The organism is Leptospira dzoumogneensis (assembly GCF_004770895.1).
Classification (GTDB): Bacteria; Spirochaetota; Leptospiria; order Leptospirales; family Leptospiraceae; genus Leptospira_B; species Leptospira_B dzoumogneensis.
On sequence record NZ_RQHS01000005.1, the window covers coordinates 46955 to 63474 of the forward strand.

The following is a 16520-nucleotide window of genomic DNA, read 5'->3' on the forward strand; positions in this document are numbered from 1 at the left end:
CCGCCAATCCAAATCAATTTTACAAATCAAAGCCTGGGATCATCCGATTCCAGGCCCAACCATTTCGCCAATCTTTCCTTGAAAGAGATTGGAGGAGGACTTTCCATATCCAGCTCGAAAGAAGTATTCCATAAAGAAATATTCTGATCGAATTTGATCTGAAGAATGTTCCGGATGATTTTCTTGGAGTCGGTAAACCATTCTGAAGAGGGGATCCCTTTTTCGGTCAGATAACCTTCTATCAAATCGATCGTTCTATAATCGGAAGAAAGAGAAGAATAAGAAAAAGAATCATCTGCAAATTCCGAGAATATATTCTCCCATTCATCCGCAAAATTTCTTTCTTTGTTCCTGCAATCGTAGGCTTGGCAGATGGATGCTCCGTAAAAGGAATAATTCTGACTGCGGGGATCTCCTGTATAAACGGGATGGATCATACATCCTATTCTACTTCTAACTTTTATTTCCGGAGAAGCTCCGCTTACTTCTTCCGTTAGCATTCCTAAGAAGGGGCAGTTATAGGTGAGTGGGTCCTTCTTAATGTAATTTTTTTCCGCTTCTTCTCTTACCTTTCTGAACTCCGCCATAGTATAAGGTCTGGAGAAGTCGACGGATTTTTTGAAAGTTTCAGTTCTATCTTTTAAGAGGGTTTTGAATTGATCCGGTTTTAATTCTAGATTGAATAATCCGCAACAAGCTCCGCAAGAAAACGGAACATCTGCGGAAGGTTGGCAAAGTCCCACTTACAGACCGCCGTGAGGCAGATTCCCGGGTTTAGAAGGAAGAAATCCCAAGAACGAAAGTTCCAATTCTTTAGTCTCAGGATTTTCTACTATATTGCAATTCAGAGGGAAGATCTGCATTCTATCTTCGTGGAAAACGATTACCTTTCCTCTGTACTTTTCGATCTGCTCTCCTATAAAATCCTGTTTGATCATCGGAGCAGCGACTAGAGAAGATTCGGATTTTATACCACGGAAGAATAGATGATTATTCGAGTTAGTAGAAACTAAGAAGATACTGATCCTCTCTAATTCCTCTAACTCTGTCAGAAGGTTTTCAAAATAATACTGGAATGTGATCAGATATCCGTCTGCGGATTCAGGCTGGATCTGACCTTTGGAGTAAAGATCGATCCAGTTGATCATCTTGTAGATCGTATCCTTATTCGCAAAAAGTATTTCAGGTAGATCCGTAACGACAGGAGTGATCTCTAATTTTCTGAAATCATGTAGGCATTGGAACATCAGTTCCCACCATCTTTCCGTATTATAAGCGTCGTCAGGATTGTTCGGGATGTATTTTCCTAAAGAGTGATTCTGGTGATCGCTGAACAGGATACCTCCGATCACTTTTGAAAATTCCTCGAAAGCGAAGATCAGATATTCCATCAATTGATAGGAAGTAAGTGATTCTTCTTTTTGTTTTTCAGTGAATTTATAATAAGACGCTGCGATCGGATTCGGATAAAATTTAAATATCAAAGAAGGGTTAATGATCTTATGGACCGGTTTCCCTTTTGTAGGATCGGAAACCACTCTAATGATCGGTTGTCCATGTAAGCTATAGTTCGTCCAAGTTAGATCGCTTGGATCATAATTTCTTCTGGCATGTTCCTTTGCTAAATACAGGGACTCGCCTATACTTCTGTCAGCGAATAAGTTCGTATAAAATTGGATCGTGAAATCGATCGTATTCTGATTGTCTGCGATTTCCCAGTTAGTACCGATAAAACTTTTGATCCCGGACATCAAGAATGATCCGGCAAAATTGTTCATTAGGTCCGCATTCAGATTTCTGGTAGCGCTCTTATTGGATTGGCAGGAGTTAGAGAAAACCATATCCGTATTAAATCCGGAGTTTTTGATCTCTCTTGCTTTTAGGATCTTTCCTTCAGAGATCAACCATCCATTCTCCAAAGGATCATCGGAGAAATACAAATGTCCAGAGTAATGGATGATATTCTTTCCTTTGATCAAAGAAAGAAGTTTTAATTTAGTAACTTGGCGTCCGCCTATGAATTCTATTTCTAATCTGGAACTTGGTACCTTCTCACTTAAAACCCTAAAGATCTGCTCTCCTTCTTTCTGGGCCCATTCTAGATCCTCGGTTGGATCCGCGATGATGAGCATACGGAGTTTCTCTTTCTCTTTAAATGCACCGCTGCTGGATTCTCCTCTTACGGTTTTTCCTATATAAAATTTGTCTGAGAGAAAACAAGTGCCGTCATGTAGGAGTTCCCACGGAATCACTCCTAACTTAGGATCTATATTAAAGTGAAGGTATTTTTCAGTAGTAAGTCTGAGTTTTTCTTGGATGGCCGCAGGAAAAAACTGATCGTAAAAAGTTTCTCCCAGGATCTTTAGATCATGAAGAATGTCGGTTTCTAGAGTTGGAGTATGTCCTGATTTTTGGTGGATCGCTACGGAAACACGAACTAAGTTTTCGATTTCCTTAATATACTCTAGGATTAGATCTTCGTCCATTGTGGACTGAAGATGTGATTCCGATCCGCTGCCGGAACTATCCAGAATATTGAATACGTTTACGGCACCGACTCTGTCTATGATTAGGTTCAGCATTGGATCTACAGACTGCGCCTAAGAAGTTTCCTCGCCGTGACATAAGAGTCAGGAAGGAAACCGGTTACAACGCTCTTAATCCAAAAGGATAAAGAGATCTATGGATTTAGACAAGTCTTTTCCCTGAAACTCTACTGTGTACTTTCCTTCTCTCAATCCGGAGAAATTAGTGATCCCTTCGGAGTTGAATTGGTTGGAAAGTATGAATCTTCCGTCCTTAGAAAGATTTACTCTTTGGAAATCTTCCGGTCTTGGACATTCGATTTTGACACTTAAGTAAGCGGTTTCGTCGGTTTCTTGTACGACTTGGTAAGTGAACTTGCAGTCCTTATCCATTTTTTCTTCAAATACGATGAACTCGGAAGAAGAAGGCGATTTTGCTACTGCGGAACGCATAGCAGGCGCATAATCTACACGAGTGTTGATTTGAAGAGTTTCGATCAGGCTTCCGAAAAGTTGTGCTCCGGATTTTCCTAATTTAACTACGATAGATTCTTTTCCTTGTGCCTTACGGGATAATTCCATTTCCACATATCTTTTCAGATATTCCGGAAAAGGTTTCACCTGCCAGCCTTCGTTTAGTTCGGCCTTATTCAGATCCAGATCCTCTTGGAAGGATTGGAAAGAATGTGTACGTGAAGCTGAATCGAAGTAAGACTCACCGGCAGCTTTTAGACTAGCCTGGAGTGCTTCTTCCATTCTAATAAGTTCGTTTTGTAGTTCGGTGTCTTTTTCTAGTTTAGTCAGAACTTCAGGTTTCCCTTCAAATAGTGACTGGATGATTTCTGGCACCGAGTTTTCGCGGTTGGATTCCATTTGAGTAAGATTCTCCAATAGGTTTTAAGACGATTGTTTCTACTCGGACAATTCCGAAAATTTGAGTTTTTTTTGTATTTTTTCGATCAATCTGAGTAGTGTAACGCTCACATTTCCCTCGGTTATCCCTAAAAGGTCAGCAACCTCTCTGTATGGGGTCCTTGCCAGGAAATGGCCTTTTTTGCGCTTTTCTAAGAGTTTTTTCCGTTGTTCGTATTTCTTCTTTAATGCTTGGGAAGTTTTATCTATTTCTTGAGGAAGTAAGGGGGCTTTCTTAACAGTTACAGTCTGCTTTTCTTTCAGCTCCAGAATATTTAAATATAGAGACGTAATCTTGTCTTCCATACGTATATTCTCTTCTTCCCGCTTGGAAAGTTCGGAGCGAAGGCCTAAAATTTTCTTTTTAATTTCGTCCACGCTCAGATTCGTTTTTTCGATCAGGAATTGGATCTCTTCTTCGTCTAGGTTCAGGTAATATATATAAGAAAGTTTAAAAATGACTCTCTTCTCTACGCCTATCTCTCCGAGCACCTGGTGGAAATGTTTGGTTAACTCTTGGGCTTCTTCCACTAGATCCGGGCGAAGATCCGGTTCGTCTTCGATAGTCGCGTATTCTTTTCCTTCCTTGTTGATCTTTCCAAGGTTGGTCATCTTTAGCTCTCGTTTGGTTCTTTGCCAATCGATGAGCATATTACGTAGAACTGAGTAGAACCATGTTCTAAAACTTGATTTACCTTTGAAGCTAGAGAACCTAGCTCCGGTTTTCAGTCTTTCGAACGCGTATAAGAAAAAGTCTCCGGCATCATCTTCACTGAGGTGGAAGATCTTCATCGGAAAATTGTAAATATCTTCGGAATAGGACTCGAAGAATAACTTGAGAGCGGCCTCGTCTCCTTCCCCGCATCGGGTAACTAGGTCGAGGGTTTTATCCTTTGACAAATTCATTCTTTATGTAACCTTGCACCTGAGAGCCAACGATATGAGACGTAGTATATCCCTTGGAATTATCTTGGCCGCGTTCCATCTAAGCACCTTTGCGCAAAACGATAAAGTAATAAATTTTCTTTTCCCGGTGAAAACCGACGGAATCGAGAATAAGGTTACCTCAGTGTTCGGAGAATCCCGGGGGGACCATTTTCATAACGGAATGGACATCGCTTCTACTGGAGACCCGGTTTTGGCGATGGCGGAGGGAAAGATCCTCTACTCATGGTTTGGCGAAGACGATCCTTTTGGGGAAGAATTCGGAACCGGAAACTCGGTTTGGCTGGATCACGGAAATGGGACGTATTCTTCCTACTACCATTTGAAGGATGGACGACTTCCCGGTTTATTAGAAGAACGTCTAGTCGCCGGCGGAGAGAAGATCGCCTATACCGGAAACACAGGCCACTCCAGCGGAGCCCACCTGCATTTTGTTTTACTAAAAGATTTCGGAAAGACCATCCAAGATCCTATGAAGGTTTTGCCTATCGTGGAAGATGAAAATCCTCCAGTGATCGGAAATCTACTGATCCATCAGGACGAATATAAATACAGCCAGGTCAACGACGGAGACAATATCAATATTTCGAAGGCATTTCCTGTTACGGTAGGGATCCAAGACGCGGGAAAAAAACCGGGCCAAAGAAGAGGTGTTTCTCAGATCCAAGTCTCCTTGAACGGGCAATTATTGAAGAAGGCAAGCTTTTCCAATCTACATTACGAAAAAGGAGAATGGAAAAACTCAGAGGGTTTTCCTTTTACGGAACTCTATTTTAAGGACCAATATTTGATAGGTCATTTAGATTTTCGTAATGGGGAGAATGTGATAAAGGTTCTTGCCTGGGACTTTCGTCAAAATCTTACCGAAAAAACGTTTACCTTTTACGTAAACCGCATCCGTTAACCGTCCAATAAGTTTATTCTATCCGGTCCTTTCGGAAAATAGGGTACCCTTATGTTTGAAGTCGTAGATCTCCCAGGTTTGCCTAGGAAAAAGTATCTTTTAGGGATCGCGATCGTTGTAGGCTTGATGTCTGCAGGGATCTTGGGCTTTGAATTTTTAACAGGCAACCATACTTTCAGGCCTGGATATACAGTTGCAGGGATCACCTCTATCCTATGTTGTTTTCTACTGTATAAGTCCAGATACAAAGAAGCGGTTTATCTTTCTTCTTTTTTGTTCGCTTTAGCTTTAGGACTCGGAGTTGTTTACGGTCCTGGTGTTAAGAATGCAGCAGTTTGGTTCCCTGTTTTAGTTTTTTTTCAACTCTATTTCTTCAATCGTAAGATGGCAGTTCTTGCAATGTTCTATTGTTTAGGACTTATCTTTTGGAAAACCGGAATTTCGTTCGGATCGGTTGGTGGTGAAATTTATACGGATTCTATTGCATCACTTTGTGTTCTTACGTTATTCGCCGTTTTGATAGGTGCGAACATGGACAAGCTGATCCTGGATAAGGATGTTCTTTTAAAAGAGCTCACTCATAGGGTCAGAAATAATATGCAGGTGATACTGGAGATGGTCTCTTTTTTGAAAGATTCGGAACATTCTTTAGAAACTCATAATGTACTTCAGGTTTTGGAAAGAAGAATATTAGCTCTTACTTCCGTCCATACTGTCTCCCAAGATGCGGCACATATACAAAGTGTTTCTATAGGAGAAGTGATCGAAAATTATCTGAATCGTATCGTCTCCAAATACAAGGCTCTTCCGAACTTGGATCCGGTTGCAAAACATTACCAGTTAGATGTGAAAGAAGCGAACCTTCTTCTTTTAGTGTTGGGAGAAATAGTTTCCGCAACTTCAGAATCGGTTACGAATCATGTGGAAGATCTGAAGATCAGTTTTAGGAATCCTACGGTTAAAACCTTGGAACTACAAGTAGAGGGTGCAAGTTTAACGGAAGGGGATTGGAGTCGTTTTTCTAGAGATTTACTCAGTCATTCGGGCGGAGATCTAAAGGTGGATCCTAGCGGAAGTGGAAAAGTTTCGGCGAGTTTGGTGACTTTAAAAAGATAAACCTTATTTTTTGTTTTTCCAATCTTCAAAATCGATCCTATAAAGAACATGAGTTCTGAGAGAGGATCCTAATTTAACTCTAGGATGTTCGAATTCTCCTGAATAATGGAATCCTAAACTATTCATCACTCCTCTGGAAGGATGATTGATCCTGGAAGTAAAAGAAACGATCTTTTTTATTTGAATATTCTCAAATCCGAATCTCAAAACTTCTGCGGCAGCTTCTTTTGCGAATCCTTTTCCCCAAAAGTTTTGGTCCAATCTCCAGCCTATTTCCAATGCGGGTGTGAAGAAGGATCGAAAATTTGTGTACATAAGTCCGGTGAATCCGAAAAATTTTCCGGAAAACTTTTCTTCTAATGCAAATAATCCGAAGCCGAATTTTTCCCAATGCTCGTCGATCTTAAGTATGAGTTTTTCTGTTTCGGATTTATTGAGTAATTTGGGAAAAAATCTCATCACACTCGGATGAGAGTTCATTCTGGAAAATGGCTCCAGATCGTCCGGTTTCCATTTTCTTAATAGTAAGCGGGAAGTTTCCAGCATCTGCAGATCGTAAGAGTAGGGGTCAATCCGGAAAGAATTTAGATCTTAACCGCTTGTTTGGTTCCGTTCGTTCCGTAGACCCTTACATTGTCTCCGAAACTTTCGTATACGGTTTCTTCTCCCAATAATGTAACCAATCGATTCATCAGTTCAGGATTCGGCTGTACTGAGTAATGATTATGAGCGCGGATTACTTTCTTCTCTTCGTCCCCGGAGATTAGATGGAAATATACTTGGGAATTTCCCTGATATGCTGCCAGTAAAGTATGCAGTTGCCCGATGATATCCGGCATTTTTCGATGGCGGTCTCCAAGTTTGATATGAAGAGCCTTTTCCATTTTATCTTCGATGGTAGCATCGTTCAATATTTCGAAACTATTTACTTTGATCTGTCCTCTGAGCTCGGATTCTCCTGCTTCTATCCTGTCCAGATCTCCTTTTAGGAATACCGCCTGGTCTTCTTTGATGATCTCTTTGAACTTTTGGTAAACTTTAGGGAAGGCCACACATTCAATTTCTCCGGTGCGATCTTCCAATTTGAAGTTTACGAATTCTTCTTTTTTCTTGGTGAATTTGATCTTTAAGGAAGTAAGAATTCCGGCTATTTCTACCTTATTGCCTGCTTTAATATTATCTAATGTTTCAATCGGAACCGAGTTTAGACTTTTTAAGTGGCCTTTGTATTTATCTAAAGGGTGTCCGGAAAGGAAAAGGCCGGTGACAGATTTTTCTCTCTTTAGTCTGTCTTCCATTTCCCATTCGTCTGCGTCTTTAGGAAGTTTTAATTCGTAGCTGAGCCCGCTGTCTCCGAAAAGAGAGAATTGACCTTCTCTTGATCTTTCCTGTTCTTTTTGTGCGAATGAAACCAGGCTATCCATGGACTCGAATAGGCATTTTCGAGTGTAGCCGAAAGAATCTAATGCACCACCTTGCACTAACGCCTCGAGGATTTTTTTATTCAATACTCGAGTGTCTATATTGGTCATGAACTCGGTGATCTCTTTAAAACCTCCGAGATTCTTTCTGGCTTGGATAATATTTTCTGCTGCGCCTTCTCCCACACCTTTCATTGCAGAGATACCGAATCGAATTGTTTGGTCGTCGATTACGGAGAAGGATACGTCCGACTCGTTTACGTCAGGAGTCAAAACGTTGATCCCCATTTCGCGGGCGTTATTGATATATTTTGTGATATCGGTGGTTTTAGAATGATCTCCCGCGAGCAATGCTGCCATATACTCGGTAGGATAATTTGCCTTCATATAGGCGGTTTGGTAAGTGACTAACGCGTAGGCCACGGAGTGGGATTTATTGAATCCATATCCTCCGAATTTTTCCAACTGATCGAAAAGTTCTTCCGCGAATTTTTTTGCATGGCCTTGCGCTTGGGCACCGTCGATGAACTTGACCCGCAGAGGATCCATAAGTTCTTTTTTCTTCTTGGCCATTGCTTTTCGGAGCATATCCGATTCGCCCATGGTGTATCCGCCCACGACACGGGAGATACTCATCACCTGCTCTTGGTAAACAGTGAGCCCGAATGTTTCTTTTAAGATAGATTCTGTGGAAGAGTGTGGATATGTAACGGGCTTTTTACCGCTCTTACGCTCCAAGTATTCCTCTAACATCCCTGATTCCATAGGACCGGGACGATAAAGTGCGATCAAGGCTACAATCTCGTCGAAATTAGAGACCTGGCTTCGCGCCACAAGATCCGTGATACCGGTGGATTCTAACTGGAAGATCCCAAGTGTATTCGCTTTTCTTAATAAAGCATAGGTGTTTGCATCATCCAGAGGGATTTTATCCAGATCTAATTCGATCCCTCTTCTTTCTCTTACAAGTTTGATCGCATAGTTCAGGGTCGTTAAGTTTTTGAGACCCAAGATATCCATCTTGATGAGACCGACGGCTTCCAAATTGTTTTTTTCATACTGAGTTACGATAGAACGGAAGCCTGGTTTGTCCTTCTCCGCAACTGTGGAAAGAGGAACAACTTCCTCTAAAGGAAAAGGTGAGATTACAACACCGGCCGCGTGGCGTCCGGGTTGTCTATGGTTTCCTTCCAGACGTTTTGCGATCGCGAATATTTTTTTGTTTAATTCGTCTTTTTCACTGGCTAGTTTTAAGTCACCGGACATAGCCAGAGCTTCGTCGATTGTGATACCGGGTTTGCTTGGACAATAACTTGTGAGTTTATTAGATTCTTCGAATGGAAGATTCATCACTCGTGCAACGTCTTTGAGTGCTGCCTTTGCGCCTAAGGATCCGAACGTAATGATCTGACCGACTCTATCTTCTCCGTATTTTTGGCGGATATAATTGATTACTTCTTCTCGGCGTTCCACGCAGAAGTCCGTATCTATATCCGGCATGTCCTTCCTGTCCGGATTCAAAAATCTTTCGAAGAGCAGGTTGAACTGTAAAGGTTCTACGTTTGTAATTCCAAGTGCATAAGCCACGATGGAGCCTGCTGCGGATCCTCTACCAGGTCCAACCGGGATCCCGGTTTTTTTGGCAAAGTTAATATAATCCTGAACGATCAAGAAGTAACCTGCGAAGTGCATGCTCTTGATCGTGTTTAGCTCGAATTCCACTCTTTCTTTGATCTCGGGAGTGACCTGAGGGTAACGTTGGCTTATTCCTTCCCAAACCAGTTTTTCCATAAAACCGTATTCATCGAAACCGTTTGGAACTGCAAACTCAGGTAGAAGATAATTTCCGAATTTTAATTTGAGATCTACTTTATCACGAACTTCTAATGTAGAATAGAATGCCTGAGGAAGTTCAGGGAAGAGTGCCTTCATCTCCGCAGGACTTTTAACGTAGAAGTGTTGGTTGAACCCGAACTCCATCTCGTCTTCGATGTTCTTTCTCATTCCGATACGAAGAAGAATGTCCTGCGCTTCTTTATCGTCTTTTTTCAGGAAGTGAGAATCGTTTGTGACTACTAATTTGATCCCGGTTTTTTGAGCGAGATCGTATACACCTTTTGCAACAATATCCTGCTCGGGAATTCCGTGGTTTTGGATCTCTAAGTAGAAGTCTTCTTTATTGAAAATTTCGTTTAGTTTACCTGCAAGCTGGAAGGATTCAGGCGCCTTACCTTCTAAAATTTTGCGGTTCACTTCTCCGGCGAGGCAAGCAGTAAGACAGACCAAACCATCGCTATGTCTGTCCAGAAGATCGTAATCGATCCGTGCCTTTTTATAAAAACCTTCGGTATAAGATTTACTCGCGAGCTTTATTAGATTTTTGTAACCTACTTCGTTTTTAGCGAGAAGAATAAGATGGTATGCGTTTCCGTCGGCGATCTTAAATTCTTCCGTTTCCGCTTTTCTGTTAGGGGAAACGTAAAATTCGCAGCCGATGATGGGTTTTACGCCTGCTTTGGTCGCTTCATTGTAAAATTCGATGGCACCGAACATGTTTCCATGGTCAGTCATTGCCACGGAGCTCATACCAAGCTCCTTAACATGCTGCATTAGCTCTTTGATCCGGATCGCCCCGTCGAGCATAGAGTAGGTTGTGTGGAGATGAAGGTGGGCGAAGTCTTCCATACCAAGGGACATAATAGAAATCGGGTCCTGTCTCCGTCAAGCGGAGTAGCCGGAAATCTCAAAAACCGGTTCTGGATTTACGGATCGAAATGCCAGAATTTCCCGAAGCCTTTCCTTGAGAATCATAATGGGAAAAAATAATAAAATCTACTCTTTCTAAAACGATTCCCATGGGCGATTTACCGAAGTCTAAGCCGACTTATCGAAAGGTCCCTCCTGTAGTGATTTCTACTACTTATGGATAAGAAAAAATTTCAAAAAGAAGAGAAAGCGGATGAAAGACCCGGAAATCGGAGAAGTAGAAGTATAATTTAGAAAATCGAAATAGACTTAAAAACGCGGAGTGTTTTTATTCCCTTCAAAACAAATATGCAAAAAGAAAATTCAATCAACATAAGAATTGCCAGCCGTTCCGATCTAGAAGAACTTTCGGAATTATTCGATCTTTATCGTAAATTTTACGAATTACCTTCGGATCTTACGGGAGCTAAAAAGTTTTTAGAAGATAGACTTTTACATAAAGATTCCGTTTTGATCGTTGCAGAAGATGGAGGGAGATTACTCGGTTTCGCACAACTTTACCCGATCTTCTCCTCTTTATCCATGAGAAGGGACTATATTCTCAACGATCTGTATATTAGAGAAACGGAACGTAGAAGAGGGACCGCTAAAAAAATCCTGGACGGAGCCGCAAATCATGTAATCGAACACGGCGGCAAGGGAATGGGATTAGAAACTCATCCTGATAATCGCCACGCGAGACATTTATACGAACGTTTCGGATTTAAATTAAACGAGGAATATTTACACTATTATTGGGAGATCCCTAAGCAGAAGTAGGGGTGAAGATTCTTTATCTCTATTTTTTTTGAGCTTTTCTTGGGAGGGCTTTTTTTAATATATTCTGATTTATTTGGAATCTATTTGAGCTGATTTCAGTAATTAATTCTAATCTTAATAATTCCTGAATATCTCGATCAATTGTCTTATCTGACAGGTCTTTATATATTAAGATAAGTTCTCTAGACAATAGTGTCATCTCTTCTACAGATACAGGCCGATCATACGGCATGGATAATACCAGATTTCTTCTTCTTTTATTTACATTTTCATTTTTCGCAGTCAAGGGGCCATGACTAAAGGTATCATGAATATAACCACGCCAAAATATTTCGACTTGGGACTTATTGATAGTTGCCATAACTTTTTTAAGCCCGTCTAAATAACCTTTCACTGCATAAGCTATAAATTCTGATAAGTCTCCGGTCCTAGTGGATTTATCTAAATGCGCATAATATTCCGGTCTTGTTTCATTATAAAAATTTGACAAGATATGAGAGGCGAAATCCGGATTCCCGGCTCTCAATAAGATAAAAAATTCCAATAATCTTGCTGTCCGTCCATTTCCGTCTCCAAATGGATGAATCCATGCAATGTATACATGTGAAACTATAGATTGAATTACAGTTTCAGCAAAACTTTGCCCTTTTTCAAAATGAAAGTAACTTTTCATCCAGTGACAGAGCTCATTTAGTAACGATTCTACATTTTGATAGTCGGGGGGTCTATATTTACCTACGACTACATTTTCTTTCCGAAATTGTCCCGGTATAGCGCGAAAGATTTCGCCTAAATTTTTTCCAACCTTGGTATGTAATTCTTTAATTAGATCAAGTGATAATAATGGCCGATCACCATCGACTACTTGCGTAAGAATGTTATTAAAAGCTTCTAATATGTTTTTTACTTCTTGTGCTTGGTATTCTTTGCTAGGGGAGAGTTCTTTTCCTTCTATCAATTCATTTATTTCTTCTTCGGAAAGTGTATTTCCTTCGATTGCAGTTGTAGATTGAGCTCCTTTGACTAGAGAAACATGTAATAGTTGGCGCCTATAATTGGGGAAGATCGGTGTCTCTGATAATGTCAGAATTAGGGCTTCACATTGTCCCAATTCATAGATTGTTTTCTCACCTATAGTCCATATCGGCTTAAAAGAAATGTGATTATAACTGGACATAAGATTAAGAAAATTATCTCCCCAAAAGATTGGACAAAAATGATACTAATTTTGTCCAAAAAGATGTCCAGTCTTTTGTCTGATTATGAGCCCAGCTTCGTCCATACAACTGGACAGACAAAAAATAATGAGAATATACATTCTGTGAGGAAGGCTAAATTATTATACCTTGTCCCTATTTAAAAATCAGACATAACTCAGGAGTTTAAGAGAATCAACCCTTAGGCGGCAGAGGTCCCAGTTTATCCAACAACATCTGGTTCACTAAATTAGGATCCGCTTTTCCTTTGGAGACTTTCATCACATAACCTACGATCGCGCCGAGGGCCCTGTCCTTACCTGATTTGTATTTTTGGACAGCGTCTTCGTTTGCGGCGATTGCTTCGTCTACGATCCTTTCGATCTCTTTGTCGTCACGAACTACGATCAGATTTTTTTCGGTTACGATTGTTTCCGGATCTTTATCAGTTCCGAGCATTTCTTCGAATACGGTTTTACCGATTTTACCTGAAATTTTTCCGTCAGCGATGAGTTTTACTAGGCCGCCTATTCTTTCAGGTCCAACTTTGAATTCGGAGATAGTAATACTTTCTTTATTAACAATTCCTAATACTTCGTCTTTGACCCAATTGGAGGTTCTTTTCGCGTCCCCGGAAACTTTAAGAGCACTTTCGTAATAGTCTGCGATCTCTCTTTCTGCGGTTAGAACTTCTGCATCGTATTTAGGGAGTCCCAGTTTTTCTACGAATCTGTCCCTTCTTGCGTCAGGAAGTTCAGGAAGGGATTTGCGGATATCTTCGACGGTTTCTTTGGTAAGAATTACAGGAGGAAGGTCCGGATCCGGGAAATATCTATAGTCATGGCTCATCTCTTTGGTTCTCATTGTGAGAGTCACATTGGATGCCGAGTCCCAAAGTTTTGTTTGTTGAGGGAAAGTTTTTCCCTGAGTGTACATATCTTTTTGCCATTCTACTTCGTAATCGATGGCTGCCTTAACTGCCTTGAATGAGTTCAGGTTTTTGATCTCTACTCTTGTTCCGAATTTATCGGAACCTTTAGGACGAATGGAAACGTTCGCATCACAGCGGAGTGAACCTTCTTCCATATTACAATCGGAAACTCTAATATATCTAAGAACGGATTTAAGAGCTAAAAGATAATAGTATGCTTCGTCTGAAGAACGCATGTCCGGTTCAGAAACGATCTCTATCAAAGGAGTTCCTGCACGATTCAAGTCCACATAAGACTGAGGGATTTTAGGATCTGCGGAGTGTATTAATTTTCCGGCATCTTCTTCTATATGAATACGTGTGAGGTTTACGGATCTAGGTTTATCTTCTCCCTTTACCGTAAAATAGATCTTTCCACCTTCGCAGATCGGTCTGTCGAATTGTGAAATTTGGTAACCCTTTGGAAGGTCAGGATAAAAATAATTTTTTCTATCGAACTTAGTATGAAGAGTGATATTGGAACCGAATGCTAGACCTGCCATGATTGCCTTGGTCAAAGCTTCTTCGTTTAAAACAGGCAAAGAGCCTGGAAGTCCCAAACAAACGGAGGAAACCTGGGAATTAGGAGCGGCTCCGAATTTGGAAGGGCTATCGGAGAAAACTTTGGAATCCGTGTTTAATTGAGCATGTACTTCCAAACCGATGATTACTTCGTATTCCATTAGGGCTCCCTTGCCTCTGTTCCGGAAAGACTAGGATTTTTTTCCTTGTCCTTGAAATTTTAGAGGCCTATGGAGTTATTCTTCCAAGAGGACCAGTACCGGCAACGGATTTTTGAATGAAACAAACTCTTTGTATAGCCAATCAAAAAGGGGGAGTGGGCAAAACCACTACGTCCGTCCATCTTGCTGTGGGTCTTGCCAGAAAGGGAGAAAGGGTTTTGTTGATAGACCTGGATGCCCAGAGCAATGCGAGTTCCGTGTTTTCGGAATCTTCTTCCAAAAATGGGTTGGACTCTTTTTTACTTTTTAGTGAGAAGGTCCCTATTCGTGAACTGATCACTCCTACCAGGATCGACGGTTTAAGTTTACTACCTGCTTCTTCTAAACTTTCTCAAATCGATGTTTTACTTTCCGGGAAAATGGACGGATTTTTTGTTCTGAAAGAAGCTTTGGAAACTGTCTCAAATGATTTTGATTGGGTAGTGATAGATTGTCCGCCTAGTCTTTCTTTGATCACCATGAATGCGTTTGTTGCGGCGACCGGACTTATTGTTCCATTGCAGATCTCTAAGTTTTCATTGGATGGGATAGAAGCGATCTTAGAAGCCAAAAACCATACGGTAAAAAGGTTTAATCCTGATCTGAAAATTTTGGGAGCATTATTGACCTTATTCCAACAAAGGACCACGATGTCTCAAACGGTGGTTCCTATGATAGAAGAACATCTTCGTCTATTCGAATCTAAAATTCCTCCTTCCGTTGCAGTAGAAGAGGCGCATCTTTTGAACCAGTCTTTGTACGAATACCAACCCAAAAACAAAACGACCAAAGCCTACCAACAATTCACAGACGAGGTCTATTCTTTTGGCGGGTAAGAAGGACTTACTAAAAAAAGCGGCAGGGGCAGCCGTCAAAAAAACATTAGGGGGAGAAGTTTCAAAAGAAGAAGGTCCCAAGGTTACAACTCCGGAGCAAGATCCCAAACCTGCGGTTGCAGAGCAAATTTCCCAGTCTGCGGCTGCAGGATCAATTCCTGAGACTCCAACTTCTTCCCGATCGTCTCATTCTGTTCCTGAACAAAATCCTAAGTCGGAGACTTATTCCGCTTCTTCAGAAGCGGCCGAAAGCCGGGAAAAACAATTGCCCAAAAAAGAGCCCATTTTCAAGGTAAACAACGGTATGAGGATAGAAGAATACACACAAACGGGACTCCGTGATTCCAGCGGAAATAAAAAGTGGATCCGCATTCTCGGTGTCTTCTTGGTTTTGATCTTTGTTTGGTGGATCTGGCCTTCTAAACACGAGATCTATATGGACGTGGATAAGATGACCCCGGACAAGGTTTCAGGAATGGGTTCCGAAAAAGAATATCATTTCACTCACGGACAGGACTTTTTCATTTATTATAAAAGAGGCGGTTGGTTCTCCCCGGACAAGATCAAACTTACGATCTATAAAGTGGACGAATCCAAGGAAGAGATCAGCGTCCAAGAAAAAGAATTCAAACGCAGATTCGATAAATTCCAAACCTATTATGATGATTCTTTCTTCGACGACGAAGGTTCTTACGAAGCGGAGATCAAAGACGAGAATGGGGAAATTCTCGTATCCAAAAAGTTCACCATCGACTAGATGAAATTTTCAAAATTTATAATATTCTTCGTTTGCCTATTTACGTTCTTTTGTGAATCCGCGGAAAGACCTCAGGGGCTGCCCGCAGGAGCAAAATACGACAAAAACATGAACGCTTATATTTTGAATGAGCCGGGGCTCTCCAGAATATATTACGATAATGGAAAGTTATATTTCGAATGTCCCTTAGACGAGAATAAGCTCTATCACGGGCTGTGCAAATCCTATCTCAGATCCGAAGAAGGGATCTCTTCTATCGGAAAATACGAACATGGTTCTAAGGTAGGTGACTGGGTTTGGTATTTTGCGGACGGCAAACCTTATATCAAACAAAGATTCGGAAGCCAGATCAAAGATGAATTCGCCCAAATTAACGGGGACGAAGGAAATGAAGAAGGTCCGTACGAGAGATATTATCCGGAAGGAACTCTAGAAGTAAAAGGCAATTATAAGAACGGACAAAAATCCGACTTCTGGCAGAAATACTTCAAAGACGGAGAACTGGAATATTCAGGTTATTATTCCAAAGGAAGAAAGATCCGCACTTGGTTCTATTACTTCCCGAACAGACAAACTGAATCTGTCGAAGTTTTCGACGAGAATGGAGAATTCTTATCTAGAACTATCTTTTCGCCCACTGGAAAAGTTCTCTGCGAAGTTCAGAAAAAAGAATCTCGCTGCGGATAATCTT

At 41.0% G+C, this 16520-nt stretch carries 14 protein-coding genes; 6 read left to right on the top strand and 8 right to left on the bottom strand.

What is annotated here, in order from left to right; genetic code table 11:
* Positions 1-26: 26 nt before the first annotated feature.
* The 4 genes from EHR06_RS01495 to EHR06_RS01510 form a co-directional block, all read right to left on the bottom strand.
* Positions 27-743: a hypothetical protein gene (locus tag EHR06_RS01495; protein ID WP_135755402.1), complete on the bottom strand. Its 717-nt coding sequence runs from the start codon at positions 741-743 to the stop codon at positions 27-29.
* Positions 744-2582: a CHAT domain-containing protein gene (locus EHR06_RS01500; protein WP_135755403.1), complete on the bottom strand. Its 1839-nt coding sequence runs from the start codon at positions 2580-2582 to the stop codon at positions 744-746. It lies immediately after the preceding gene.
* A gap of 75 nt (positions 2583-2657) precedes the next feature.
* A complete protein-coding gene (locus tag EHR06_RS01505; RefSeq protein WP_135755404.1) occupies positions 2658-3398 on the bottom strand; it encodes a hypothetical protein in 741 nt (246 codons plus the stop codon).
* A gap of 39 nt (positions 3399-3437) precedes the next feature.
* A complete protein-coding gene (locus tag EHR06_RS01510) occupies positions 3438-4343 on the bottom strand; it encodes a sigma-70 family RNA polymerase sigma factor (protein ID WP_100722163.1) in 906 nt (301 codons plus the stop codon).
* Between the two features lie 34 nt (positions 4344-4377).
* On the opposite strand from EHR06_RS01510, the gene EHR06_RS01515 reads away from it, so the two are divergent.
* The gene (locus tag EHR06_RS01515; protein WP_167492261.1) at positions 4378-5286 is read left to right on the top strand and encodes a M23 family metallopeptidase; all 909 of its coding nucleotides are present in this window, start codon (positions 4378-4380) and stop codon (positions 5284-5286) included.
* Between the two features lie 51 nt (positions 5287-5337).
* Positions 5338-6402: a histidine kinase dimerization/phosphoacceptor domain -containing protein gene (locus EHR06_RS01520; RefSeq protein ID WP_135755405.1), complete on the top strand. Its 1065-nt coding sequence runs from the start codon at positions 5338-5340 to the stop codon at positions 6400-6402.
* Positions 6403-6405: 3 nt separating this feature from the next.
* On the opposite strand, the gene EHR06_RS01525 is transcribed toward EHR06_RS01520, so the two are convergent.
* A complete protein-coding gene (locus EHR06_RS01525) occupies positions 6406-6948 on the bottom strand; it encodes a GNAT family N-acetyltransferase (protein WP_135755406.1) in 543 nt (180 codons plus the stop codon).
* Between the two features lie 38 nt (positions 6949-6986).
* On the bottom strand, positions 6987-10508 hold the full coding sequence (dnaE, locus tag EHR06_RS01530) for a DNA polymerase III subunit alpha (protein ID WP_208757742.1): 3522 nt from the start codon (positions 10506-10508) through the stop codon (positions 6987-6989).
* A 369-nt stretch (positions 10509-10877) separates the two neighbouring features.
* Between dnaE and EHR06_RS01535 the strand changes: the two genes are divergently transcribed.
* Positions 10878-11348 carry a GNAT family N-acetyltransferase gene (locus EHR06_RS01535; RefSeq protein ID WP_135755408.1) on the top strand — a complete coding sequence of 157 codons (471 nt, stop codon included), beginning with the start codon at positions 10878-10880 and terminating at the stop codon, positions 11346-11348.
* 19 nt (positions 11349-11367) lie between these two features.
* Here EHR06_RS01535 and EHR06_RS01540 read toward each other — a convergent pair whose 3' ends face one another.
* Together EHR06_RS01540 and gatB are read right to left on the bottom strand one after the other, a co-directional pair.
* A complete protein-coding gene (locus EHR06_RS01540) occupies positions 11368-12525 on the bottom strand; it encodes a Fic family protein (protein WP_135755409.1) in 1158 nt (385 codons plus the stop codon).
* A gap of 214 nt (positions 12526-12739) precedes the next feature.
* Positions 12740-14197, bottom strand: a complete 1458-nt coding sequence (gatB, locus tag EHR06_RS01545) for an Asp-tRNA(Asn)/Glu-tRNA(Gln) amidotransferase subunit GatB (protein ID WP_135755410.1) — start codon at positions 14195-14197, stop codon at positions 12740-12742.
* Positions 14198-14313: 116 nt separating this feature from the next.
* On the opposite strand from gatB, the gene EHR06_RS01550 reads away from it, so the two are divergent.
* The 3 genes from EHR06_RS01550 to EHR06_RS01560 are packed head-to-tail and all read left to right on the top strand — an operon-like array spanning position 14314 to position 16516.
* Positions 14314-15072, top strand: a complete 759-nt coding sequence (locus tag EHR06_RS01550) for a ParA family protein (protein WP_135755411.1) — start codon at positions 14314-14316, stop codon at positions 15070-15072.
* Positions 15062-15829: a hypothetical protein gene (locus EHR06_RS01555; protein WP_135755412.1), complete on the top strand. Its 768-nt coding sequence runs from the start codon at positions 15062-15064 to the stop codon at positions 15827-15829. Before EHR06_RS01550 ends, EHR06_RS01555 begins: the two co-directional genes overlap by 11 nt.
* Positions 15830-16516 carry a toxin-antitoxin system YwqK family antitoxin gene (locus tag EHR06_RS01560; protein WP_135755413.1) on the top strand — a complete coding sequence of 229 codons (687 nt, stop codon included), beginning with the start codon at positions 15830-15832 and terminating at the stop codon, positions 16514-16516.
* Positions 16517-16520: the final 4 nt, after the last annotated feature.

Excerpts from the sequence above, each read along its gene's own strand:
- EHR06_RS01500 (WP_135755403.1), bottom strand. The coding sequence starts at position 2,582 with ATGCTGAACCTAATCATAGACAGAGTCGGTGCCGTAAACGTATTCAAT.
- EHR06_RS01505 (WP_135755404.1), bottom strand. The coding sequence starts at position 3,398 with ATGGAATCCAACCGCGAAAACTCGGTGCCAGAAATCATCCAGTCACTA.
- EHR06_RS01510 (WP_100722163.1), bottom strand. The coding sequence starts at position 4,343 with ATGAATTTGTCAAAGGATAAAACCCTCGACCTAGTTACCCGATGCGGG.
- EHR06_RS01515 (WP_167492261.1), top strand. The coding sequence starts at position 4,378 with ATGAGACGTAGTATATCCCTTGGAATTATCTTGGCCGCGTTCCATCTA.
- EHR06_RS01520 (WP_135755405.1), top strand. The coding sequence starts at position 5,338 with ATGTTTGAAGTCGTAGATCTCCCAGGTTTGCCTAGGAAAAAGTATCTT.
- EHR06_RS01525 (WP_135755406.1), bottom strand. The coding sequence starts at position 6,948 with ATGCTGGAAACTTCCCGCTTACTATTAAGAAAATGGAAACCGGACGAT.
- dnaE (WP_208757742.1), bottom strand. The coding sequence starts at position 10,508 with ATGGAAGACTTCGCCCACCTTCATCTCCACACAACCTACTCTATGCTC.
- EHR06_RS01535 (WP_135755408.1), top strand. The coding sequence starts at position 10,878 with ATGCAAAAAGAAAATTCAATCAACATAAGAATTGCCAGCCGTTCCGAT.
- EHR06_RS01540 (WP_135755409.1), bottom strand. The coding sequence starts at position 12,525 with ATGTCCAGTTATAATCACATTTCTTTTAAGCCGATATGGACTATAGGT.
- gatB (WP_135755410.1), bottom strand. The coding sequence starts at position 14,197 with ATGGAATACGAAGTAATCATCGGTTTGGAAGTACATGCTCAATTAAAC.
- EHR06_RS01550 (WP_135755411.1), top strand. The coding sequence starts at position 14,314 with ATGAAACAAACTCTTTGTATAGCCAATCAAAAAGGGGGAGTGGGCAAA.
- EHR06_RS01560 (WP_135755413.1), top strand. The coding sequence starts at position 15,830 with ATGAAATTTTCAAAATTTATAATATTCTTCGTTTGCCTATTTACGTTC.